Origin of the sequence: Streptomyces sp. Z26 (assembly GCF_003665095.1) — a bacterium.
Classification (GTDB): Bacteria; Actinomycetota; Actinomycetes; order Streptomycetales; family Streptomycetaceae; genus Streptomyces; species Streptomyces phytohabitans.
On the sequence record NZ_RCHV01000002.1, the window covers coordinates 5477725 to 5502407 of the forward strand.

The 24683-nt window shown below is 75.5% G+C and carries 12 protein-coding genes; 1 reads left to right on the forward strand and 11 read right to left on the reverse strand.

The features are described from left to right. Positions 1-77: 77 nt before the first annotated feature. From D7M15_RS23715 to D7M15_RS23745, 6 genes are all read right to left on the reverse strand, one after another. Positions 78-9893 (reverse strand): amino acid adenylation domain-containing protein, encoded by a 9816-nt coding sequence (locus D7M15_RS23715; protein ID WP_346428824.1) that lies wholly within the window; start codon positions 9891-9893, stop codon positions 78-80. After that, complete coding sequence (locus D7M15_RS23720) at positions 9890-13984, reverse strand: non-ribosomal peptide synthetase (protein ID WP_121519362.1); 4095 nt, start codon at positions 13982-13984, stop codon at positions 9890-9892. The genes D7M15_RS23715 and D7M15_RS23720 overlap by 4 nt, the downstream gene beginning before the upstream one ends. Positions 13985-14294: 310 nt before the next feature. Continuing rightward, on the reverse strand, positions 14295-14609 hold the full coding sequence (locus D7M15_RS23725) for a hypothetical protein (RefSeq protein WP_121519363.1): 315 nt from the start codon (positions 14607-14609) through the stop codon (positions 14295-14297). Positions 14610-14999: 390 nt separating this feature from the next. Beyond that, the gene (locus tag D7M15_RS23735) at positions 15000-16055 is read right to left on the reverse strand and encodes a transcriptional regulator (protein WP_121519365.1); all 1056 of its coding nucleotides are present in this window, start codon (positions 16053-16055) and stop codon (positions 15000-15002) included. Between the two features lie 161 nt (positions 16056-16216). After that, positions 16217-17182, reverse strand: coding sequence for an amidohydrolase family protein (locus tag D7M15_RS23740; RefSeq protein ID WP_121519366.1), 966 nt, complete (start codon positions 17180-17182; stop codon positions 16217-16219). A gap of 29 nt (positions 17183-17211) precedes the next feature. Then, on the reverse strand, positions 17212-17931 hold the full coding sequence (locus tag D7M15_RS23745; protein ID WP_121519367.1) for an SDR family oxidoreductase: 720 nt from the start codon (positions 17929-17931) through the stop codon (positions 17212-17214). A 132-nt stretch (positions 17932-18063) separates the two neighbouring features. On the opposite strand from D7M15_RS23745, the gene D7M15_RS23750 reads away from it, so the two are divergent. Beyond that, a complete protein-coding gene (locus D7M15_RS23750; RefSeq protein ID WP_121519368.1) occupies positions 18064-18783 on the forward strand; it encodes a TetR/AcrR family transcriptional regulator in 720 nt (239 codons plus the stop codon). Here the strand turns inward: D7M15_RS23750 and D7M15_RS23755 are convergent. The 5 genes from D7M15_RS23755 to D7M15_RS23775 form a co-directional block, all read right to left on the reverse strand. Beyond that, the gene (locus tag D7M15_RS23755; RefSeq protein WP_121519369.1) at positions 18719-18964 is read right to left on the reverse strand and encodes a hypothetical protein; all 246 of its coding nucleotides are present in this window, start codon (positions 18962-18964) and stop codon (positions 18719-18721) included. The two genes, D7M15_RS23750 and D7M15_RS23755, sit on opposite strands and share 65 nt — an antisense overlap. Positions 18965-19130: 166 nt before the next feature. Next, on the reverse strand, positions 19131-20825 hold the full coding sequence (locus tag D7M15_RS23760; protein WP_121519370.1) for a thiamine pyrophosphate-dependent enzyme: 1695 nt from the start codon (positions 20823-20825) through the stop codon (positions 19131-19133). Further along, positions 20822-22093: a cation:proton antiporter gene (locus tag D7M15_RS23765; RefSeq protein WP_121519371.1), complete on the reverse strand. Its 1272-nt coding sequence runs from the start codon at positions 22091-22093 to the stop codon at positions 20822-20824. The genes D7M15_RS23760 and D7M15_RS23765 overlap by 4 nt, the downstream gene beginning before the upstream one ends. 13 nt (positions 22094-22106) lie before the next feature. Beyond that, positions 22107-23549, reverse strand: a complete 1443-nt coding sequence (locus D7M15_RS23770; protein WP_121521278.1) for a cytochrome P450 — start codon at positions 23547-23549, stop codon at positions 22107-22109. Further along, positions 23546-24679 (reverse strand): alpha-hydroxy acid oxidase, encoded by a 1134-nt coding sequence (locus tag D7M15_RS23775; protein WP_121521280.1) that lies wholly within the window; start codon positions 24677-24679, stop codon positions 23546-23548. Before D7M15_RS23775 ends, D7M15_RS23770 begins: the two co-directional genes overlap by 4 nt. Positions 24680-24683 lie beyond the last annotated feature (4 nt).

Here is a 24683-nt window from a genome sequence, read left to right on the forward strand (position 1 = left end):
TCCTCGGTGGGTGGGTCCGGCTCGGGGTCGGGCTCGGAGGGTCCGGCTTGGGGTGGGGCGGTCAGGGGCGGGGCCGGTCAGGGGCGCGGGTGCGCGGCGGTCTCCGGGCCGGGGGCCGCCGGGGTCGGACGCGACCGTGCGACGGCCGCTTCGATGTCCGCCGCGACGGTCGCGGCGTACGGCGGGCGGACGAGCCCGTAGTGCGTCGTGCCGAGCACCTCCGTGCCCGCGCCGTCCGGCAGGTGGGCGTGCCAGCGGGCGCGGCGCTCGCGCGGTGGGCCGAGCGGGGGCAGGCCCTCGACGGGCTCCCGGGCCAGCCACAGCCGGGTGGGTGTCGTGGTGATCCGGGGCAGCCGGTGGCCGTCCATGCTGCGGAGGTTGTCGAGGCAGCAGCGGGCGAGGCGGTCCGCGTAGGCGCGTCCGCGCGCACCCGTACCGTTCCCGTCCGTCCCGTCGCCCGCGCCGCTCCCGTCGCCGGAGCCCAACTCGGCGGCGAACAGGGTCTTCAGCTGGGTCTCGTCGTACTCCCGGTACACCGCGCCGCTGCCCGGCGACGGGGGGTCCAGCAGGTGCAGCGACCGCACCCGGCCGCCGTACGCCCCGGCTCCGCTTCCCGTTCCGTTTCCGTTCCCCGCTGCGGCTGCGGCTGCGGCTGCGGCTGCGGTCTCCGCCTCCGCCGCCATGCCCGCGGCCACCCACGCACCGAACGACCAGCCGGCCAGGTGGTGGCGCCACCCCGTACCGGGGAACCGGGCGTGCAGGGCGGCGAGATAGTGCCGGGCCCGTTCGTCGATGCTCCAGCGCGGGTGGTCCGGGTCGCGCAGCGCCGGGTCCGCGATCAGGGCGACGGTCAGCCGCGGGTCGAGCGCGGACACCAGCGCGCGGTACGCCTGCACGTCGCCGCCGACCGGGTGCACCAGGCACAGGACGTCGTCGCCGGTGCCCTCCTGCCACACCTCGACGGGTACGGGCGCCGCTCCCGGTGGGGGCGGGACCGGCGTGCCCGCGTCGGCTAGGCGGTCCAGGATCTCGTTGAGGCTGACGCGGTGGCTGAGCGAGGCGAGGTCGAGCTCGACGCCGAGGTGCTGCTCCACCGTGTCGATCAGGCTGAGCAGCAGCAGGGAGTCGGCCCCCATGTCGTACAGCGAGGCGTCCGGGTCGAGCCCGTCCAGGCCCAGCCATCCGCACAGCTCCGCCGTCACCAGCTCCCACGCGGAGCGTTCCGGCGCGGGCCGTTCCGCTCCCGCTTCCGCTCCTCGTTCCGCTCCCGGTTCCGTTCGCGGTTCCGGTTCGGGACGGGCGGGGCCGGTCGGCGCGGGTGCGGCGCCCGCGTAGAAGACGCGGGACGCCGCCACGTCCGTGGCCGACACCAGCAGGTGCGGCAGCCCCAGCCCGACCGCGCGGCCGAAGACCCGCTGCCCCTCCGCGACGGTCAGCCCCACCGACAGGTGCGCCTGGTGCCGCGCGTCGCCACCCAGGGCCCGTACGGCCATGCCCGTCTCCCGCCACACGTCCCACGCGAGGGTGAGCCGCGCGGTGCCGTCGCCGTACGGGGCGCTGCACCCGGTGGCGTACGGCGTGCTGGGCGGGGCGTCGTACGCCGGGTCGTGGTGGGCGAAGGCGTCGAGGAGCGCGTTCCCGGCGGCGTAGTCGAACTGCCCGACGCCGCCCAGGTGGGCGGACATGGACGAGCAGTAGACGGCGAGCGACGGCGCGTGCTCCGCGATCAGCCGCTCCGCCAGCAGCGCCCCGCGCAGCTTCGGCGCGAGGGCCCGCCGCATGGCGGCGGCGTCGCGGCGCGCGGTCAGCCCGCCCGCGCCGGTGCCCGCCGCGTGCACGACGGACGCCAGCCCGTACGGGCGCGCGGCGACGCGGGCGGCGATCCGGGCGGCGAGCGCGTCGAGCGGCTCGTCCGCGAGGTCGCCCGCGACGAGGTCCACGCGGTCGGCCCAGGGGGCCAGCGCCTCCGGCGGCTCCGGGCGGCGCGACAGCAGCAGCACGCGCCCGGCGGTGTGGGTGAGCAGCCACTCCGCGAGGGCGGTGCCCAGCCCGCCGGTACCGCCGAGCACCACGTGGTCCCCGCGCGCGTCGGCGGGCCACACGGCGCCGGTCCCGGCGGCGGGCCCGGGGTCCGTGACGGGGAGGACGGCCTGTTCCCACCAGTGGCCCCCGCGCAGCGCCAACTGCCGTGGCAGCGCCTCGCGTTCGGCCCCGGCGAGCAGCGCGGCCAGCTGCCGCGCCCAGCCGTCCGGCCCGGGTACGGCGACGTCCACCCAGTGCCCGTACGGCGCGCCCTCCTGCGGCGCGACCTCCGTGACCCCGGCCAGCAGCGCGCCCTCCGGCCTGGTGACGCCGCCGAGCACGGGCCGCGCCCCGTACGACAGCCACCACGGCCGCAGCAGCGCCGCGTACGGGGTGCCGCTCACGGCCCGTACCAGCGCGGCGGGCGTGTCGAGGCAGGCGCGGGACGCCCGGTCGAGGACGGCGGCGGAGACGGGACCGTCGAGGGCGAGGGGCAGCGCGTGCACCCAGTCGACGCGGTCGGGCGCCGCCGTACCTTCGCCGTCGCTGTCGTCGTTGCCGGGCGTGTCTCCGGCGAACGCGTCGAGCACCAGGCGGAGTTGGGCCGGGTCCACGGGGTCCGCGCGGAACCGGTCGGTGCCGGTACGGGCGAACTCCGCGCCCTCCGCCCCCTCGACCCGTACGACGCGACCGCCCGTGGCGGCGAACGCGTCGGCCAGCGCCGGGTCCGCGGGCCCCTCGGTGACCAGGACCACCGCGCGCGTCGGGCCGACGCCGGTGCCCGCGCCCGCTGCGGTGGTGGCGCGGCGCAGCCGCACCCACTGCGGCTGGTGCAGCCACTCGGCCTCGGGCCGCCGTTCCGGCACCGCGACCCCGGTGTCCGGCGCCCCCGCCGACCGTACGGACCCCGCGTCCCGTACCGCCCCCGCCGACCGTGCGGCCGCCCGCGCGAAGTCGTGGTCCGTCAGGTCGAACGCCGGGGGCGGGAAGTCCCACGGCGCCTGCGCCGGGCCCTCCGGCCACGCCACCGCGCGACCCGCCAGCCACACCCCGGCGAGGTCCGCCGCGGTCCGGCCCTCGGCGGGTACGGGTGGCGCGGACGTGTCCGCCTCGGCGCGGGTCGTGTTCTCCGTACGGAGCCAGGCGACGGCCGCCCGCGCGTCGGGGCAGACCGCGCCCCGGCGCAGCCGCCCGTGCGCGCGGCCCGCCTGGAGGTGGCGCAGGACCTGCCCGTACGCGTCGGGGCGGCGCTCCAGGTAGTCCGCGATCCGGGCGGCGTCCGCCCGGAGTTGGGGCTCACCGGCGGCCGACAGCACGAGCAGCGGCACGGCCCCGGCGACCCGCACGCCGCCCGTACCAGCACCCGCGCCCGCCGCCGCGTGCGCCGGGGCGACCGCCGTCGTGGGCACCGCGTCCGCCGTGGTGCCCGCCTCCAGCACCACGTGCGCGTTCGTGCCGCCGATGCCGAAGCTGCTCACGGCGGCCACCCGCTCCCGTTCCGGCGGCCAGGGCGCGGCCTCCGTCGGGACGTGGAACGGCGCGGGGTCGGGGCCGATCTCCGGGTTGAACGCGCGGAAGCCGGGGGTCGGCGGTACGACGCCGTGGTGCACCGCGAGCACCGCGCGCACGAGGCCCACCGCCCCGGCGGCGGCGCCCAGATGGCCGATCTGACTCTTCACGGAACTGAGCGCGCAGCTCTCCGGCGCGGTCGTGCCGAGCGCCTGCCGCAGCGCGTCCGCCTCGACGGGGTCGCCGAGCCGGGTGCCGGTGCCGTGCGCCTCCACGTACGCGACGTCCGCGCCCGTACGCCCGCTGCGGCGCAGCGCCGTACGGATCGCCGCGCGCTGGCCCGCGACGGACGGCGCGCTGTAACTGAGCTTCGCGGCACCGTCGTTGTTCACGGCGGACCCGGTGAGCACCGCGTAGACGGTGTCCCCGTCGCGCCGCGCGCGGGACAGCGGCTTCAGCACGAGCACGGCGGCGCCGCTGCCGCCGACGGTCCCGGCGGCGTCGTCGCTGAAGGGGCGGCAGCGGCCGTCGGGGGAGAAGATGTGCTGCGGGCGGTAGCGGTAGCCGTCCGACAGGGTGGGGTCGACGAGGACGCCGCCCGCGAGCATCACGTCGGCGTCGCCGCGCCGCAGCAGGTCCGCCGCGAGGTGCACCGCCACCAGCGAACTGGAGCACGCCGTCTGCGTGGTGAGGGCGGGGCCGGTGAGCCCGAGGTGGTACGCGGCCTTGGTGGCGAGGAAGTCCTTGTCGTGGTGGAGCGCCAGTTGGAAGCCGTCGGGGAGCGCGGCGGGGTCGCCCTCGCGCAGCATGGACTGGAAGTACGTGTTCTCGCCCGCGCCCGCGACCAGCCCGACGCGCACGGCGCCCGTGTCCCCGACGCCCGCGTGCGCGAGCGCCTCCACGCAGGTCATCAGCAGGTGCCGCTGCTGCGGGTCCATCAGCCGCGCCTCCTGCGGGCTGATCCCGAAGCGGCCGGGGTCGAAGGCGAGCATGCCGTCGAGCTGGCTGCGGGCGCCGACCAGGCCCGGGGACGCGTCGAAGTGCTCGATGCCGCTTCGGCCCGTGGTGACCAGGTCCCAGAAGGCGGCCAGGTCGGGGGCGCCGGGCGCCCGTACGGCCATCCCGACGACGGCCGTCGCCTCGTCCGCCGGGCCCGCTCCGTGCGCCGTACGGGTGCCGGTCTCCGTGCCCGTGTCCCCGGCCGTCCCCTCCGCGTCACCCGCGCCGTCCGGGCCCTGCCCGTCCACGAGGCGCGCCAACTGCCGTGGTGTGACGTGCTCGAAGAGGTCCGCGACGGTGAGCCGCAGCCCGAGCCCGGCGGTGAGGCGCAGATGGAAGCGCATCAGGTCGAGGCTGGAGGCGCCCGCCTCGAAGTACGTCTCGTCGGGGCCGACGGGTGACCCCGTCGCCTCCTCGAACGCGGCGACGAGCGCCGACTCCCTTACGGACAGGGCCTGTTCGCGCCCTCCCGCGCCGTGAGTCGTACGGTCCGGGGTGCCGTCCGCGTACGGTTCCCGCGCCGGGGCGCGCAGCGCCGCCTCGCGGTCCAGCTTGCCGCTCGGCGTACGGGGCAGCTCCGCGAGCAGCCGGAAGCGGTCGACGCGTACGTGCGCGGGCAGCAGCCCCGCCAGGTGTCGCCGCAGGTCGGCGGGGGTGGGCGCGGCGTCGTCGCGGCAGCGCAGGCACGCCACCAGCTCCCGCCCGTCGACGGCGACGACGGCCCCGACGACCGCCGGGTGGCGCAGCAGCGCGGCCTCGACCTGGCCGGGCTCCAACCGGTGGCCGCTGACCTTGAGTTGGTCGTCGGCGCGGCCGAGGAAGTGCAGCAGCCCGTCCGTGTCGAACGCGGCGCGGTCGCCGCTGCGGTAGAACAGCCCCTCGGCGTACGGGAGTCGGGTGAAGCGGCGGACGTTCAGGCCGTCGTCGTCGGCGCTCTCCGGCCCGCCCGCCCCGGGCTCCTCCAGATAGCAGGGGGTGTCGATCACGCCGCCGATGAGCAGCTCGCCGGGGCAGCCCGCCGGTACGGGCAGGCCCGCCTCGTCCACGACGTGCAGCACCGCGCCGTCGACGGGCGTGCCGATGGCGGGCCGGTCCGGCCAGAGCGCGGGGTCGCCGTCGAGCCGCAGGCCGCTGACGACATGGGTCTCCGTCGGCCCGTAGTGGTTGAACAGCCGCGCGCCGGGCATGCCCGCGAACCAGCGCCGTACGGCCGGGGTGCACACCAACTGCTCCCCGGCGGTCACCACTTCGCGGAGTCGGGACGGGTGGCGGCCCAGGTGCGCGCCGTGTTCGGCGAGCATCTGGAGGGCCACGAACGGCAGGTACAGGCGCTCGATCCCGGCCGACTCCAACCGCTCCAGCAGCGCCGGTACGTCCTGCCGCCAGCCGGGCCGCACGAGGTGCAGGCAGCCGCCCACGCACAGCGTGCCGAAGACCTCCTGGAACGACACGTCGAACGACAGCATCGAGAACTGCTGCGTCGCCGCCGCGCCGCCGGGCCCGTCCGAACTCTCCTGCCACCGCAGCAGGTTGCACAGTGTCCGGTCGTACACCCGTACCCCCTTGGGCGTCCCGGTCGAGCCCGAGGTGAAGAGGGTGTAGAGCGGCCGGGCGCCGTCGTGGGGGACGGGCGCGCGGGCGGGACCGGAGGTGCCCGGGGAGAGGGTGACGGTGAGGCGCGGCACACCGCCGGGGTCCACGGCGTCGAACGCCGAACCGCCGCCGTTCGCGGGCCCGTTCGCCGTCGCGTCGTCCGGCGGCAGCAGCACGCAGAGCGGTGCCGTACGGTCCAGGATCTGCCGCAGCAGCGCGGGCGGGTACGAGGGGTCGAGCGGTACGGCCGTCAGGTTGAGCCGGGCCAGGGCCAGCAGCGCCACCACGTGCGCGGCGGACGGTTCCATGAACAGCGCGACGTGGCACGGCTGTTCGCCGCCGGGCACGTCGTACGTGGCCAGCAGCTCGGCGGCGAGCGCCTCGGCCATACCGTCCAACGTGCCGTAGTCGACCGGCCCTTCGGCCGTCATCAGCGCCGGAGCGGCGGGCGTACGGGCGACCTGCCGGGCGAAGCCCTCCGCGACGGTGCTCCAGCCGGGCGCGCCCACCGCGCCGCGACCTGGCGTGGGCAGCGCGTGCCGGTGCCCCGCGACGACCTCGGCCGGGGTCGCGTCCGCGGTCGGGTCTCCGGTGAGCGCGGCCAGGCCCCGCCGGAACAGCGCGTCGGCGGCGGCCGCCTCCGCCTCGGTGAAGTGCTCCCGGGCGTACTCCCACAACAGCGCCAGCCCGTCGGGCCGTTCGACCACCGACAGCGTCAGGGGGCACTTGGCCTCGGCGGGCACCGGCCACCGCGGCGACGTGACGCAGCCGGGCAGCGTCAGCGCGCCGAAGTCGGTGTTCTCCAGCACGAAGAGGAAGTCGAACGGCGGCCCGCCGCCCGCCTTCCCGGGCCGCCCGTGCAGCACGTCGGCGAGCGCGACGTCCTGCCGTTCCAGCACCGTACGGGCGTCGCGGGCCAGGAGCAGCAGCTGTTCGCGCAGCGCGCCGAGCGGGGACACGGCGAGGGGGAGCAGCACGGTGTTGGCGAACATGCCGACGCTGTCCTCGAACTCCCGCACCGGCCGCTGGGCGACGGGCGCCGCGACCCGGAGCCGGGTGCGGCCGGTCACCCCGTACAGCGCCCACGCGTACACGGCGAGCAGCAACGGGAAGCGTGTCAGGCCCAGTTCGGCGCAGAGCCGGTCGAGGGCGTCACGCCCGTGCCCGGTCAGCTCCGTGTGCAGCAGCCCGGCACCGGGCTCCGCCGCCGGGTGGGCGGCGCGGAGGGCCGGGGTCTCGGTGGTGTCGGCCAACCGGGCGTGGTGGGCGAGGAGTTTGTCGCGCTGCGCGGCGTAGGCGGCGCCGGACCGCCACGCCTCCTGCCAGACGGCGAAGTCCAACGGGGTGGGCGCGGCGGCCTGTTCGGCCTCGGGGCCCGCCGCGTTTCCCGGGTGCCCGGCGCTGAGCGCGTCGGCGTACGCCCGTGACAGGTCGTGCAGCAGCACGTTCAGGGACCAGCCGTCCACGGCGACGTGGTGCAGATGCAGCAGCAGCGTCCCGCCCGCCGCCGTCGGGAGGAGCGTCGCGCGCAGCATCCGGGGCCGCGCCAGGTCGAACGGCTCCGCGAAGAACGCGTCCTCCGCCGCGCCCGAGCCCGCTTCCGCCGCGCCGTCGGGCTCCACCCACGGGTCGTACGCCTCGCCCACCACCTGGAGCAGCCCGTCCGCCGACGCCTCGAAGCCCGTGCGCAGCGCCGGGTGCCGCGCGCACAGCAGCCGCAGCCCCGTACGCAGCGCCGTACGGTCCACCGCGCCGTCGAGGGCGAACGCCAGCCGCACGTCGTACGCGCGCGAGTGCGGGGAACGCTGCTGGATCAGCCACAGGCGCTGCTGCTCGCCGGTCGCGGGCGCGCTGCGCGCACCCGCCGCGGTCACGGCCGGGTACGCGGGCCCGGTGTCGTCCCCGGCCGCCTCGACGGCGGCGGCCAGCGCGGCGAGGTCGCCGTCGAGTACGGCGCTCTGCGGCAGGTCGCGACCCCAGCGGCGCCGGATCTCGAAGCGCAGCCGCAGCGCCTTCAACGAGTCGCCGCCGCACGCGACCCAGGTGTCGCCCGGTCGCGGGTCGGGCAACTCCAGTACGCGGGCGGCCAGTTCCAGCACCTCGGCCAGTACGGCGCCGTCCCCGTCGGCCGTCGCCCCGTGCCGTCGCCCGTCGTCGTCCGGCCGCCAGGGCGGGTCCGTACGGGCCAGCAGCGCCGCCTGGTCGACCTTGCCGTTGGCGGTCAGCGGCAGCGCCTCCAGCCGGTGCAGCCGGTGCGGACGCATGTAGGCGGGCAGTACGGCTCCCAGGTGCCCGTCGAACTCCTCCCAGGTCAGCCCCGGGTCCACGACGACGAAGGCCAGCAGCTCGTTCGGCCCCTCCCCGCCGTCGTCACTCCCACCGCCGCCCGCGCGCCGCGTGCACACGTACGCCTGCCGCACCGCCGGGTGGGTACGTATCCGCTGCTCCAACTCGCCCGGCTCGACGCGGAATCCGCGCACCTTCACCTGCCGGTCCACGCGCCCGACGTACGTCACGTCGCCCTGCGCGTCGCGCCGTACGAGGTCCCCGGTGCGGTAGTGGAGCACGGGCCGACCGTCCGGCCCGGCGAGGTGGACGAAGCGCCGCGCGGTCTCCTCCGGCAGGTCGACGTACCCGGCGGCGACGCCCGTCCCCGACAGCAGCAGCTCGGCGACCTCGCCGGGGGCCGCCGTACGCGTGGTGCCCGGGACGACGAGGGCGGTGCCGGTCTCCGGGAGCGGGCGCCCGATCGGCACGACCGGCGCGTCGAAGTCGCGCGGGACGGGGTGGCAGAGCGCGAAGGTCGTGCACTCGGTCGGCCCGTAGACGTTGTGGAGCTGCGTGCGGCTGTCGGCGTTGTGGCGGTACCAGGCGCGCACCACACGGCTGTTGAGCTGTTCGCCGCCCACGAGCAGCTGCCCGAGGCCCGCGAAGCACGCGGGCACGGCCCGCACCACCGCGTCGAACAGCGCCGTCGTCACGAACGCCGTGTCGACCCGCTCCCGCAGCAGCGTCTCCGCCAGCCGCTCCGGCGACTGGACGTCGGCGTCCGGCACGACGACGCAGCAGCCGCCGGTCAGCAGCGGCACCCACACCTCGAAACTCAGCGCGTCGAACGCCGGGTTGGCGAGGCAGGCGTACCGCGCGCCGGGCTCCAGCCGTACGTAGCCGGGTCGGGCCAGCCGCAGCACGCCCGCGTCCCGTACGGCGACGCCCTTGGGGCGGCCCGTCGTACCGGACGTGTAGAAGAGGAACGAGACCTCCGGCGCGGTGACCGGCGGCAGCGGCGCCCCCGTACGCCCGTCCACGTCCGAGCCCTCACCCTCGTCCGCCGTCAGCAGCGCCGCCGACGCCACCGTCCCCACCCCCGGCGGGAGTTGGTCCGGCGCCGCCTCCCCGGTGTGCACGAGCAGCGCCGCGCCGGAGTCGGTGAGGACGTGGTCCCGCCGGTCCGGCGGGCTCTGCGCGTCCAGCGGGACGACGCGGGCGCCGAGCCGCAGCACCCCGAGCAGCACGCAGACCAGCTGCCAGGAACGCGGCAGCCCCACGGCCACGGCGTCCCCGTGCCGCACCCCGCGCGCCGCCAGCGCGGCGGCGACGCGCGCGGCGGTGGCGTCGAGGGCGGCGTGGTCGAGCGTACGGGCGCCGTCGCGGACGGCGGGCGCGTGCGGCGTACGTCGGGACTGCTCGTACACGGCGCGGGCGAGACCGGGCGCGGTGGCCGGGACGGACGGCGTGGACGGTACGGGGGTGGCGGGAGTGCGCATCATGCCTCGGGCGTCGTGGTGGCCGTCGCGGTCGGGGTGCCGAGCCGGGCGAGTTCCTCGGTGATCAACTCGGCGATACGGGGAACCCGTTCGCCCTCCAGCACGTCCCAGTGGCCGCCGTCCACCCGCTCGACGCGCAGCCCGGCACCGGCCCGCGCGTGCCAGAAGCCGCGCTGCTCCTCCTCCGCGGCGGCGGCCTCCGCCGGGTCCGCCGCGTCGGCGTCGGCCTGGACGAGGAGCAGCGGCGCGTCCGACGTACGGGGGGTGTGGTCGCGGGCGGCGGCCCGGTTCCGGTTGTACGTGTGGAAGTACCGGTCGATCTGCGCGTCGTCGATGCCCGGGTACATGCCGTTGAAGCGCACCAGCTTGTCCCGGAACTCCGCCGCCTCCACCGGCGCGAACGCCGCCCGCTTCGCCTCGTCGTCCGTCGCGTGCGTGTCCAGCAGCAGCACGGCGACCCGCCGGTGCCCGCGCGCCGCCAGCAGACGGCCCATCTCGTGCGCGACGAGCCCGCCGTACGACAGCCCGCACAGCACCAGGCTCTCGTCGGGGTCGGCGCGTACGAGCGCCAGATAGCGTTCCGCCATCGCCTCCACTGAAGTCAACGGCTCCTCACCGGCGTTGAGGCCCGGCGCCTGCACGCCCTGCACCGCGAAGCGGTCGGGGAGAGCCGTCGCCAACGGCAGGTAGCAGAAGGCCGTACCGCCCGCCGGATGGACGCACACCACGCGCCCGGCACCGCCGCCGTCGCCCGCCCGGAACTCGATCAGCGAGTCGTCGCCGGTCGGCACGCCCGTACGGACGCGGGCGGCGAGCCGTTCGATGGTGGGGTGCTCCAACACCTCCCGGATGGGCAGCTCGTGGCCGAGCTGTTCGCGGACGAGGTGCGCGACCTTGATGGCGGAGAGGGAGGTGCCGCCGACGGCGAAGAAGTCGTCGGTGATGCCGATGCCGGGGTGCACCAGCACCTGCCGCCAGATCCGGTACAGCGCCATCTCCACGTGGTCGCGCGGCGCCTGCGTGTTGACCTGCGCGGGCAGCGCGGCGCGGGCCCGTTCCAGCAGCGCCGCGCGGTCCAGCTTGCCGCTGCGGTTCAACGGCAGCCGCGCGAACTCCGCGAACCGCGCCGGGATCATGTGGTCCGGCAGCCGGTCCGCCAGCGCCGCCCGCCACTCGTGGTGCGCGAGCGGCGGCCCGTCGCGGCCCACCCCCGCGACCAGCACGGTGTCGCCCGCCGGTCCCCGGTCCGCGAGCACGGCGGCCTCGGTGACGCCGGGCAGCTCCCGTAGGGCCGCCGCCACCTCGCCCGGCTCGATGCGGAAGCCGCGCAGTTTGACCTGGTCGTCGGCGCGGCCCACGAACTCGTAGTTGCCGTCCGGGAGCAGGCGTGCCAGGTCGCCGGTGCGGTAGACGCGGGCGTCCGGGTGCGGGGCTCGGTTCGCCGCTCCGTCCGGGCCCGGCCCGTCGGCGAACAGGTCCGCCTCTGGCAGGAAGCGTTCCTCGGTCAGGTCGGGCCGGTTCAGGTAGCCGCGGGCCACCCCGGCCCCGCCGATGTACACCTCGCCGGTCACGCCGGGCGGCACCGGCCGCCGCCGCCCGTCGAGCAGGTGGATGCGCGTGTTGTCGACGGGGCGGCCGATGGGCGCCCGCCGGTCGAGGTCGCGCGGTTCGTTGTACGTGATGCTGTAGACGGTGGTCTCGGTCGGCCCGTAGACGTAGCAGATCCGCAGGTCCGGCAGGACCTCCCGGAGCCGGTGCAGCGTCCGTTCCGGCAGCGGCTCCGCGCCGGTCGCGAGCTGCCGCAGCGCGAGGCCGCGCAGCCGCGCCCGCGAGTCCTCGTCGATCCACGCGACGTACGACGCGGGCAGCCACGCGTGCACGATCGCGTGCGCGCGCAGCCACGCCATCAACTCCTCGGGGGAGCCGCGCAGTTCCTCCGGTACGAGGTGGAGCGCCGCCCCGGTGGTGAGCGGTACGAAGAGTTCGTGCACGGACGCGTCGAAGCCGATGCTCGCCCAGCAGGAGGAGGCTTCGTCGGGCGTCGCGCCGTAGTGGTGCAGCCAGTTGTCCAGGAGGTTGACAACGTTGCCGTGGGTGACCGCGACGCCCTTCGGGCGGCCGGTCGAGCCGGAGGTGTAGATCACGTACGCGAGGTCGGACGACCCGACCGCCACCCCGGGCGTGCCGTCGCCGTCCGCCGCCTCCGCCTCGACGGCCGCCAACGGCAGCACCGCCGCCGACTCCGGCCAGGCGTCGGCCCGTTCGCTTTGGTCGGTCCGTTCGCCCCGGTCGGTGAGGACCAGCGCGGGCGTCGCCTCCTCGACGATCACCGCGAGCCGCCCGTACGGCTGCCCCGGGTCCAGCGGCAGGTAGGCCGCCCCCGCCTTCAGCACGCCCCAGACGCCGACCAGCAGGTCGACCGTACGGCCGCAGTGCAGCCCCACGACGTCCCCGCGCCGTACGCCCCGACCCAGCAGCGCACGCGCCAGGCGGTCGGACCGCCGGTCCAACCCGGCGTAGTCCAGTCGTACGCCGTCCGCCACCACGGCCGCCGCCCCCGGCCGCTCCCGTACCTGCCGCGCGAGACGCTCCAACAGGCCGGGGGAGGCGGCGAGTCCGGTGGTACGTCCGGTGCCCGCCGCGCGCAGCCGTTCCCGCTCGTCGTCGTCCAGGAGGTCGTACTCCGCGACCGCGCGTTCCGGGTGCGCCGCCAACTGCCGCAGCACACGCGTCAGACAGCGGGCGTGCCCGCGTACGGTCTCGGCGTCGAACAGGTCCCGCGCGTAGTCGAGATGGCCCGTCACCCCGCCGTCCTCCTCGTGCACGGACAGCGTGTAGTCGAACTTCGCGGGCGCCAACTCCACGGGCAGCGGCTGCACTTCGGTCCCGTGCAGCCGTAGGGCGCCCTGCTGCGTCGTGCCCCACGCGAGCATGGTCTGGAACAGCGGCCCGTACGCCAGGCTGCGGCGCGGGTTCACCGCCTCCACCACCCGCTCGAACGGCAGGTCCTGGTGGTCGAGCGCCCCGCGCAGCGACGCCCGCACCCGGCCCAGCGCCTCGGCGCCCGTCGGCTCGCCGGACAGGTCGACGCGGTGGGCGAGGGAGTTGACGAAGAAGCCGATCAGCCGCGCCGCCTCGGGCCCGCGCCGTCCCGCCACCGGGATGCCCGTGACGGTGTCCGGCTCGCCGGACAACCGGGACAGCAGGATGTGCCACCCGGTCAGTACGGCCGTGAACAGCGTGCACCGCTCCCGGCGCGCGACGGCCCGCAGCGCGGCCGTGGTCTCCGCGTCGAGACGTACGGGCACCCGGCCGCCCCGGTGGCTCTGCCGCGGCGGTCGCGGCCGGTCCGCGGGGAGGGCGAGCAGCGCGGGGGCGCCGTCGAGGCGGTCCCGCCAGTACGCCGCCTGCGCGGCGGCCTCCGGGCCCTCCGCCCAGGCCCGCTGCCGGGCGCAGTGCGCGGCGAACGTCGTGGGGAGCGGCGGCAGCGGCTCCGTACGGGCGCCGCCCGCGTGCGCGCCGTCGGCGTGCGGGCCGTCCGCCCCGGTCTCCGCCCGGTACGCGTCGTACAGGGCGCCCACCTCGCCCAGCATGACCTCCATGGACCCGCCGTCGAAGACGGAGTGGTGCAGGGTCAGCAGCAGCGCGTGGTGCTCGGGCGCCAGGACCAGCAGCCGCCCCCGCGCCAACGGCCCGTGCCGCAGGTCGAACGGGATGTCGCACTCGTCACGCTGCCGGTCCGCGAGCCGCGCCGCCGGGTCGGGGTCGGCCGAGACGTCCTCGACCGCCAGCGCGAACCCGCTGTCCGCCGGTACGGTCTCCTGCCGCGCCTCGCCGTCCACCGTGACGAAGCGCGTGCGCAGGGTCTCGTGCCGGGCCGCCACGGCGTCCAGCGCGCGGGCGAGCAGCGCCCGGTCCAGCGGGCCCCGTACGGAGAACGCCATCGCCTCGTTGTACGCCGTCCCCTCGCCCTCCGTCTGCGCCAGGGTCCACAACCGCTGCTGTCCGAAGGACAGCGGGGGGAGGGCGCGGGGGCCGGGCGGCTCCGGCGAGGGCGTACGGGAAAGGGTGCGGGGCGTGCGTGTTGCCGACAAGAGCGGCCCTTCCGGCGTGCTGTGGACGGTCGGTTCAGGAGGTGGCCGAGCGCGGGTGGCACGGCCCCTCGTGAAGGCCGCCGGAGCCAATCATTGGACCGAGCTTTTCACCCTGTCAATGGTCGCCTTGGTCACTCTCCGTACGATCGGGGTGCGTCATGGCCCCTTTGCGTCATACGGCCGTCACGCTGCGGTCACGCCGAACGCCCCGCCGACGCGCGGTCGGCGGGGTGGTCGGGACGGTCGGGGCGGTGGTCGGCGGGCTCCGGGGGGCGTTTCCGCTGGGTTCCCGGAGCCCGTCAGCCGTACGTCAGGACGGCGAGCCCGGCTCGGAACCGGGACCGCGTTCGCGATGCGGGTCGATGTCGGTGTCCGGGGCGGGCAACGGGGGCAGCTGCGCCGGGTCGTCCGTCCGCAGGGCCGGGCCGTGCGGGGTGTTCGGACTCGCGAAACCGGGGCTGGCGAACCCCGGGCTGTCGTACCCGTGACTCTCGAACTCGGGGCTCGCGAAAGCCGGCGCGGAGAAGTCCGGGGTGGAGAACTCCGGCGTGAACGCGTCCCCGTCCCCGCCGCCGTCGGGCTGCCCCTGGGGCTGCTGCCGGGCGTCCTGCTCGTCCTGCGCCATCGTGCGACCTCCGAACCTGCGTGGGTTTGCCGGAGGCCCCGAAGGGCATCCGTGCCTCTCGAACGTCACGCCACGCGCACCCGCACCACGCGGGACACGCATGGCACACGGCTTCCCCACGGGGCGCCGTCCCGAACCCCGCACGGGAGACCTTCTTCTCCCCAACTCCCCCTCCACCGGCGCAAAACGGAGCATCACGCCCCCGCCGTCCACGTACCGTCCGCAGCACGCAAGGAGCCCGTTCCCGATGAAGCTCTTCGTCATCGCCGCACTGATCATGCTGATCGTCCTGTACGTGTCGATCCGCAACCGCCGCCGCTGATCCCCGCACCCGCACCCCGCACCCGCCCCGCCCCGCCCCGGGGCCGCGATCTCGCGGCCCCGCTCGCGTCAGACCGCCACGACGGCGGGAGCGACGACGCGTGCGCGCTCGTACAGGCCACGGGCGGCCTGGTTCTTGAGGTACGGGCGGATGTGCCCGCACATGCCCGCGATCCGTGCGTCGACCCGCCCGGACTGGACCATCGGGTAGTCGTCCAGGGCCGCGTGCCAGGTCTCGCACGCGGCCTCCAGGTGCCCGACGGCGAGTTGCCGTTCCGCGAGGATCGTGCGCTCCTTCACGCGGGTGCGCCGGTAGATGCCGTACCGCTGCCGGTCGGACTCCTGCATCGCCGCCACCGCGCCGTGCGTGTCGCCCAGTTCGAAACGCACCTGGCTCGTGTGGTAGCTGAGCGAGGCCGGATCGTACGAGCCGAACACCCTGCCGCGTGACTCCGCGCGTTCCATCGCGTGCTCCGCGCCCCTCAGGTGGGCGAGGGCGGCCCGCCGCTCGCCGATCTGGGCTGCGGCGTGGGCCTGTTGACCGGCGAGGAAGGCGCGCATACGGGGACCCGCCTGCGGCGAGGCCGCCGCGGCGGCGTCGGCGAGGCGCATGGCGACCTTCCCGTGCCGCAGGTCCACGGCTTGCACGCTCATGCCCCGCAGCGTCGTGCAGTACGTGAGGTGGTCCTCGGAGGCCCCGGCCAGTTCCAGCGCTTTGAGGTAGTACCGCTGGGCCAAGCCGTGCACTCCCTCGTCCACGGCCATGTAGCCGGTGAGGTAGCACAGGTCGGAGGCGGCCGACATCATCGCCTTGCGGACGTGCTCGGTGGCGTCGGCCCGGAGGTACGGGGCCACCGTGTTCACGAGGAAGGCCGCCGCCATCGGCCGGGCGTGACGGCCCCCGAACTGGTCGTCCAGTTCGGACACGCGCTCCGTCATGGCGACGACCATGTCCACCTCGGCCGTCCCGACCCGGCGTGTGATGCCGGTCTGCGCGGCCTCCATGCGCCCCACCACGTCCGGCCAGCCGGGAACGGTCACCGCGACGGAGAACAGGCCCGCGCTGAGAACACTGCGTCGTGCCGGGTCCACGTCCTGCCTCCCGAGGTCGACCGGAACCTGCACGCTAGCCGGACGGCCGATCGACGCGAAAGCGGGCGAAACCGGCCAGCCGTCGTGCCCGGGATTCGACAAGGGCCCCGATCTGCTCTTCGCGGTCACTACGGCGACCGCGCGTACCCCTCCGCCGCCCACCGTCCGGCCCGAGCCGCCCCCGGCCGGGGCGCTCAGCCCGTTGCCGGGTCGTCGGTCGTGCCGGTGCCCCGGTGTCTGTCCGTCCACCCCAGGACCCGCCGCGCCGTGCCGCCGAACAGCGCGGTCCTCTCCGACGGGGAGAGCTCCACGTGGTCGAGCAGGTAGTGGAGCCCCTGGGCGTACGAGTGGTAGCCGGGGTACCTCGGCACCTCCGGAAAGCCGTGGAGACGGCCGAAGACGCGGTGCTGGTCCGTCGCCCACATGCACCGGCCGACGCCGAACGCGTCGAGCACCCGTTCCAGCGGGGGCCGGAGGTCCGGGTACGGGTACGGCGCGGTCGACAGGGTGGGCGCGCCCGACAGCTTGACGGAGACGTTCGGGAGTTCCGCGAGCTTCAGGAGTTCCCCGAGGTCGTGCCACGGCGGGTCGTCGGCGGGCATGTAGGGCGGCTGGTGGAGCCCGAAGTGGTCGACGACGAGGGGGAGGGACGGGTGCGCCCGCGCCACCGCGGCCAGGTCGGGGAGGTGTCCCGGGCCCAGGAAGCACACCGGTACGCCGTGGGTCTCCGCGGCGTCCAGCATGTCCTCGTACGCCCCGGACCGCAGCCGCTCGATGTTGTCGGGCGGCCACGCCGTGGTGAGGCGCAGCCCCAGTACGCCGGGTTGCTCCGCGACGCGTGCCACCAGCCCCGCCGCTCCGGGGTCGGAGGCCGAGGGCCCGGCGGTCGACGACTCGGCCGCTCCGGCCGCGATCTCGTCGTAGTCGAGCACCGTCGCCAGACGGTCCGGGTGCCGGGCGACCGCGGCCCGGCAGCGCGCGGCGGGGGCGCAGTGGGCTTCGCTCATCAGGACGGCCGCGTCGACACCCGCGGCGTCCAACTGCGCCAGCAGCAGCTCGGTTTGAAGGTCCGCGAAGGACTCCTCGCCGTGCTCCCACGGGTTCCGCGGGCTCGGCAGATGCAGGTGCGCGTCGATGATCTCCGCGTGTGGTGCCTTCACTGTGGTGCCTCTCTTCGTCGGGAAGTCCGTTACGCGGCGCGGGAGTTCAGGCCGAGGCCGCCGGAGACGAGCAGGTCGTCGCCGGTGATGTACGCGGAGCCTTCGGACGCGAGGAAGGCGACCGCCTCGGCCACGTCGGCGGCCGCTCCGGCCCGGCCCAGGGGGACGTCCGCGCCCCAGGCGGCGACCGCTTCCGCGGAGATGCCCAACCTGCCGTACGCCGGGGTGTCGATCAGTCCGGGGCTCACCGCGTTGACGCGGATGCGGCGGGGGGCGAGTTCGAGGGCGGCGGCTCGCATCATCGGCAGCAGCGCGCCCTTGGCGGCCGTCATGGCGGCCCCCAGCCCGTCGCCGCCCGCGCCGACCGTGAACACCACGGACGCGCCCTCGTTGAGCAGGGGAAGGGCTTTCTGGAGGGTGAAGAAGGTGCCCTTGACGTTGATGTCGAAGAGGGCGTCGAAGGCGGCTTCGTCGACGGACGCGATCGGGCCGGGCCGGGAGACGCCCGCGTTGAGGTGGAGCAGGTCGAGCGAGCCGAGGTGTGCGCGGGCGTGCTCCACGGCCCGTTCGATGTCGGCGAGCGAGGCGGCGTCGGCACGTACGGCGACGACGTCCGGTGGCAGGTCGGCCTGGTCGACGCCGTCGCGGCCGGTGACCATGACGCGGTGGCCGCGTGAGTGGAGCAGTTCCGCGGTGGCCTTGCCGATCCCGCTGGTTCCGCCGGTGATGAGTGCTGTCTTCGCTGGCACGGCTCGTTCTCCTCGCTGGTGATCCGCCTGTCGACCTTCGTCGGCGACCTGAGTGGCAACCTACGCCTACCTGGCAGTGACTGCCAAGCATGCATGTGCTGCCAGTATGGCAGGCCACGCTAGGCTGGGGGCATGACGCAGGGGACACCGGCCGAGCAGGGGACGCCGGACAGGGCGACGGCGGGCAAGAGGACGGCGGCACCCACGCTGTGGGACCGCACGCGGCAGCTGGCCGTTCAGGAGATCCTGCGAACGGCGTTGCGCCTGTTCGACGAGCAGGGGTACGAGGCCACGACCATCGCGCAGATCGCCCGCGAGGCCGGTGTCTCCCAACGCACCCTCTTCCGCTACTTCGGTACGAAGGAGGACCTCCTCGGCGGCAACCAGGAGGAGTTCGTGACCCTCATGACGGAGACCGTCCGCGCACACGCCGGGGAGGGCGACGCGTGGAGCGCGTTGCGCGCGGCCTTCGAGAGCGCACTGTCGCTGCACGAGAGTCCCGAGGACGCGTTGCAGCGGTTCCGTCTGGTGCACCGCACCGACTCGTTGCGCGCGGGCTACCTGGGCAAACGCGTACGCTGCCAGGAGGAGTTGCTGCCCCTGGTCGAAGCCCGACTCGGTTCCTCGCGCGCGGACCGGGCGCGGGCCCGCGCCGTCGTCGCGACGTCCTTCGCCTGCTTCGACGCCGCGTCCGCGACCTGGGTCGAGAACGACGGGCGGGGCGACATCCTGGACCTGTACGACCAGTGCCTGGCGGCGGTCCGCGGCGAGGAGGCGGGGAACGGCGTCAGCCCCAGTGCCGCGCCACTTCCGTCGCCATCCCCGCCGCGGCCGTCAACGCGCCGCCGGTGAAGAGCGCCAGCAGGCAGCCGCTGCCCCCGCCCCCGCCGGAGCGCTTCTGCTCGGCGACGCGCTCGACCTCCGGCATACCGCCCGCGTGGTACGCGTCGCCCAGCTCGCGGCCCGCGCAGTAACCGCACTTCCACCCACCGAACGCGGCCTCCTCGCGGCCGCACTTCGGACACACCGACATGGCGTTCCTCCCCCGACGGTTCCCATCCCGGCGCACCAGGCTAGGGACGCGCACATCCCTCCGGTAGGTCGCGAACAAGCCGGTCGCGGAACGACGCGCGTCCGCCGTGCGCGTCACGGGCGCGGGCCTCGTACGCGAGCCCCGGGGAGGGCCGCCCGGAAACCGATCAGGTCCGTACGGAGCCCGGGTCGCCGCCCAGGAGCAGGGGCCAGACACTGGGCATCTCCCCGACGGGGACCTCGATCAGTGACGGTCCCCGCTCCCCGGCGGCGTCCCGCAACGCGCCCGCGAGGTGGTCCGGGGTGCGGGCGCGGACGCCGGGGACGCCGAACGACTCCGCGAGCCGGACGAAGTCGACCGGGGACAGGTCGCTGCCGAGGAAGCGGCCCTCGAACTCGTCGGCCTGGATGCGTCGTACGTTGCCGTACGCGCTGTCGTTGAAGACGACGGCCGTGACCCCGATGTCGTACCGCCGGGCGGTGGCGAGTTCCTGCATGTTCCAGCCGAAGCCGCCGTCGCCGTTGAGGGAGACCACGACGCGGTCGGGGTGGGCGACCTTCACGCCGAGGGCGGAGGGGTAGCCGTAGCCGAGGGTGCCCTGGTAGCCGGGGGTGAGGAAGGTGCCGGGGCGGTGTACGGGGTAGCCGACGGAGGCCAGATAGCCCACCTGCGTCAGCTCGTTGACGAGGAAGCCGTCGTCCGGGATCGCCTCGCGCAGCGCCCGTACCCAGCCCCACTGCGGTTCGACGCCGCGTACGCGCTCCGCGCAGCGGGCCCGTACGGCGGCGAGGTCCTCGGGCCGCCACCCCGGGTCCGTACCGGCCGCGCCGTCCCCGTCCCGCGCGGGCGCGTCCGGCAGGGCGGCGCGGATCTCCGCCAGCGCCACCCCGGCGTCGGCGCACAGGGTCAGTCGCGCGGCACGGGGCGCGCCGAGGTCGGCGGGATCGGCGTTCACGAGCAGTACGGCCGCGTCCGGCGCGGTGGGCAGCGCCGTACCGCGCGGTGACACGAAGCGGCTGCCGACGACCAGCACCACGTCCGCCCGCGGCAGCAGGGTGGGTGCGGCCAGGGCCGGGTACGCCAGCGGGTGGGCGGCGGGGATCGCGCCGCCGGCGTTGCGGCTCGTGACCACCGGTGCGGCCAGCGCCTCGGCCAGATCGGTGAGCGCGTCGCCCGCGCGGGCCGCCAGCACGCCGCCGCCCGCGTACAGCAGGGGCCGCCGCGCCGATGCGAGCACGGCGGCGATCTCCGCGACGGCGGCGGCCCGCTCCTCCGCGCCCGCGTCGGTGCCCCTACCCGTGCCGGTGTCACGGCCCGGTTCCGGTGCCACGTCCGCCTTCGCGGCCAGTACGTCCGCCGGCACGGTCAGCGCGACGGGCCGTGGACGCCCGCGCCGCGACTCCCGTACGGCCCGGTGGACGAGGCCCGGGATGCCGCCGGGGTCGGCGGCGCGGCCGGACCACTTGGTGACCGAGGCCAACGTCCCGTCCTGGTCCGGGAGTTCGTGCAGCATGCCCAGCCCGCGCCCGGCCAGGTGCGAGGGGATGTCGGCGGCCACGCACAGCATCGGGGACGAGCAGGCGTAGCCGGTGGCCACGGCGGGCAGCGCGTTGAGCACGCCCGGCCCGGGGACGACGAGGCAGACGCCGGGCCGGTCGCTCGTACGGGAGTACGCCTCCGCCATGTGGGCGGCGCCCTGCTCGTGCCGGGCGGCGAGGTACGTGATCGGGTCCGGGTCGCCGGTCGTACGAGCCAACGCGTCCAGTACGTGGTCGAGTTGCACGCCGGGCACGCCGAACACGTGCCGTACGCCCTCCCGCCGCAGCTGCGCGACGAGCGCCTCCGCTCCGGTGAGCCTCATGTCGGGACCGCCTCCTTGGCGTCGTGCTGTCCGGCGGAACCGCGGAACGCGGCCTCGCGCCGGTCCAGCCAGTTGAGGACCGGGACCGTCATCACGGTGGTGACGAGGGCGACGAGCACCAGGACGGTGAACAGCGCCTGGTTGACGATCCCGGCGGTGAGGCCGATGTTGAGGGCGATGAGCTGCATCAGTCCGCGGGCGTTCATCAGGGCGCCGACCCGGACCGCCACGTCGGGCCGTTCGCCGCGCAGCCGGGCCGCCGCCCAGCAGCCGCCGAACTTCCCGACGACCGCCAGCACGACCGCCCCGGCGCCGAACGCCAGCACCGCGGGGTCGCCGAAGACGTCGAACTCGGTGTTCAGCCCCGAGTACGTGAAGAACATCGGCACGAACACCACCTGCGTCACGGACTGGGTGGCGCGTACGACCCGTTCGGACTCCTCGCCGCCGGGCATGGCCATGCCGACGCAGAACGCGCCGAACACCGCGTACAGCTCGATGACGTCGGTGAACCAGGCCGCGCCGAACAGCACGGCGACCGTCACCAGCAGCCGCGTGTCGGGGTCCAGGCCCGGCCGCTCCATGGCCCAGGCGAGCAGCCGCCGCCCGACGAGGAGCAGCAGCGCCAGGAACAGCAGCGACCCGCCGACCGCCTTGACCACGGGCCCCGGTTCGCCCGAGGCCGCGCTCAGCACCCCGGCGAGCATGATCCAGGCGACCACGTCGTCGGTGGCGCCCGAGGCCAGGGACAGGGAGCCGAACCGGGTCCCGGCCAGCCCCCGTTCGGTGATGATCCGGGCGAGCATCGGGAACGCGGTGATGGCGAGGGCGACGCCGACGAACGCGGCGGTCACCGTGACCGACACGCCGTCGACGTAGATCGGCACGTGTCCGTGCGCGAAGACGGTCAGGCCCACGCCGAACAGCAGCGGCAGCAGGACACCCGCCGAGGAGACGGCGACGGCGGTCCCGGCCAGCCCGCGTCCCGCGTGCGCGCGGAAGGCGTGGCCCGCGGCGAACATCAACGTGACGAGGCCGATCTGCCCGGCCACGTACAGCACCGGTTTCAGCTCCGCGGGGAAGACGGCGTCGGAGGCGCCGGGCGCCACCAGGCCGAACAGCGACGGTCCGAGCAGCACCCCGGCGATCATCTCGCCGACCACCGGCGGTTGGCCGAACCGGCCCGCCACCCGGACGACGACCCGGCAGGTGAGCAGGATCACCACGGCGGCGGCGAAGAAGGCGGGGGCGAGTTCCGTGGGAGTCATGTCCTACGCCTCCTCAACGGCGGCCGGGCGCCGCGGGGGCCGGGCCCCCGGACGCCTCGGCGAAGTAGTCGCGGCACAGGCCCTGCCGCCGGGCGTCCCACACCATGTAGCTGCCGAGCACGAGCTGGGCGAGACTGCGCGGGACCGCGGCCCAGCGGTCGCCCTGACGCATGGCCGCGAGCCGGACCCGTACGGCGGGCGCGGGGGCGTCCGTACGGGGGACCAGCAGGCAGGGGCCGCGGCTCGGCAGCGACCGGGTGTGCTCCGCCGAGGAGCGCAGCACGAAGCGGCGCAGCACCTCCTCGGCCGCGACCCGCATGGTGAGGACGGCGAAACCCCGGGCTGGGCAGGGCCGGTTGGCCGTGACGCCGAACGGGATGTGGGCGGTGGGCCGGGTGGCGTCCGACAGCCACCGGTCGGGGTCGAAGCCGTCGGCGGCGAGGGCGCGCGAGCCCTGGTACTCGGGGTAGTTGAAGAGGAGTACGGAGCCCGTGGGGAGGGCGGGGCCGTCCTCGCGGGGGATCTCCCCGGTGGTGATGCGGTGGGCGACGCCGAACAGCGGGAAGTGCTGCATCGTCTCGCTGATCACCCGGTCCAGGAGGTCCGTGTCCGCCGGGCCGACCCCGTCCGTCCCGTTCACCGGGACGCGGTCCTGCACCTCCGGGTGGGTGGCGAGGGCCAGCAGCAGGTGCGCCATGCCCTCGGACATCTGCACGACGGCGGTGTTGAAGAACGTGCCCTGGAGGTACCACGCCCGCTCCTCGTCCGTCAGCAGCGCGGGCAGCGGCACCGGCGGCGGGTCGTGCGCGAGCCGGTCGCGCAGGTACGCGGTGAGCCGGTCGCGCCGGTCCATGTGCCGCAGCCCGGTGCACTTGAGGGCGGTGACGACGTCGTCGGCGTTCCCGACGATCAGGTCCCGCGCGTGGCGGGGGCAGGGCGCGCGGAAGACCACCTCGTAGTAGACCTCCGCCCAGACCGGCATCATCAGGTCGCGCAGCCGTACGGCGTGTGTCCGTTCCGTACGGGAGGTGGCGTCGCCGGGGCGGTGCGGTCCGGCGGTCTCGTCCAGCACCCGGCGGGTGCAGCGGGTGACGAGTTCGGTCCACTCCTCGCGGGACAGCCCGGCCAGGATCTGCCGGGTGGTGCGGGCCACGTCGTCGTAGCGCGGGCCCGCCTCCAGGTGTTCCTGGTGCACCTGTGGGCCGGGGGAGAGCCAGTACCAGAACAGGTCGGACAGGGCGGCGCCGCGGCTGCGCCCGTTCGCCGCGGGATGCCCGTACACCCGCTTGAACTCCCGCGCGGGCACCTCGCGTCCGGGCGCCGGGACGCCCTCCTCGCCGTTGACGAGGGCGAAGATGCGGACGCGCAGGGCGACCACGGCCCGCGGCAGCCACGACGGCAGGGTCGCCACCAGCGCCACGGCCACGACGGCGGCGAGCCACCCGGCGGCGGTCACGAGAGCACCCCGCCGTGTCCGGGGCCGTACGAGGGCCTGCTGGGCCACCCCGCACCCCAGCCCGGCGGGCGTACGAGGTCCGGGGTCAGCTCGTGCGACCCGGCCGCGCCGCACAGGGCCAGGGTGTCCACCAGCTCCTCGCGCAGCAGCTCCAGCATGCGGCGCACGCCCTGCTCCCCGTCGGCCGCCAGCGCCCACATCACCGGTCGGCCGACGCCCACCGCGCGGGCGCCCAGGGCGAGCGCCTTCACGATGTCCGTACCGCGCCGTACCCCGCCGTCCAGCAGCACCGGGACCCGGTCCCCGACGGCCGCGACGATCTCCGGCAGCAGTTCCAACGTGGCCGGAACGGTGTCCAGTTGGCGCCCGCCGTGGTTGGACAGCAGCAGCCCGTCCGCGCCGTGCCGTACGGCGAGCCGCGCGTCCTCCGGGTGCAGCACGCCCTTCAGCAGGATCGGCAGGTCGGTGATCGTGCGCAGCCAGGCGACGTGTTCCCAGGACAGCTCCGGGGACATGGCGATCTGGCGTACGTGTCCGCGCTCGCCGTCGCGCAGGTCGACCAGGTTCTCGCAGCGCATCCCGGCGGGCAGGTCGTGGAAGCCGTTGCGGCGGTTGCGTTCGCTCGCCCCGAGGACCGGGGAGTCGACGGTGACCACGAGGGCGGCGCAACCGGCGTCGGTGGCGCGGCGCACCAGTGCTTCGGTGATCTCCCGTTCCGGCTGGATGTAGAGCTGGAACCAGAGCGGCGCCGGGCCGCCGTCCGGGGCCGCCGCGCGCGCGGCCTCGGCGATCTCGCCGACGGCCACGGTCGACGCCATGCTGACGATCAAGATGGCGCCCGCCGCTGCGGCGGCCCGCGCGGTCGCCAACTCCCCTTCGGGCACGAGGAGTTTGTGGAACGCCGTCGGGGACAGCAGCACCGGCAGCTCCGTCCGGCTCCCGAGCAGCGTCACGCCGAGGTCGCCCACGGCCCGGCCGCGCAACGCCCGCGGCAGCAGCCGGGTCCCGGTGAAGGCCGCCTCGTTGGCCCGTACGGTGATCTCGTCGCGTGCGCCGCCCGCGATGAAGTCGGCGTACACGGGGTCGAGTTTGTCCTGTGCCGCGGCCTCGAAGTCGCGTACGGAGAACATCACC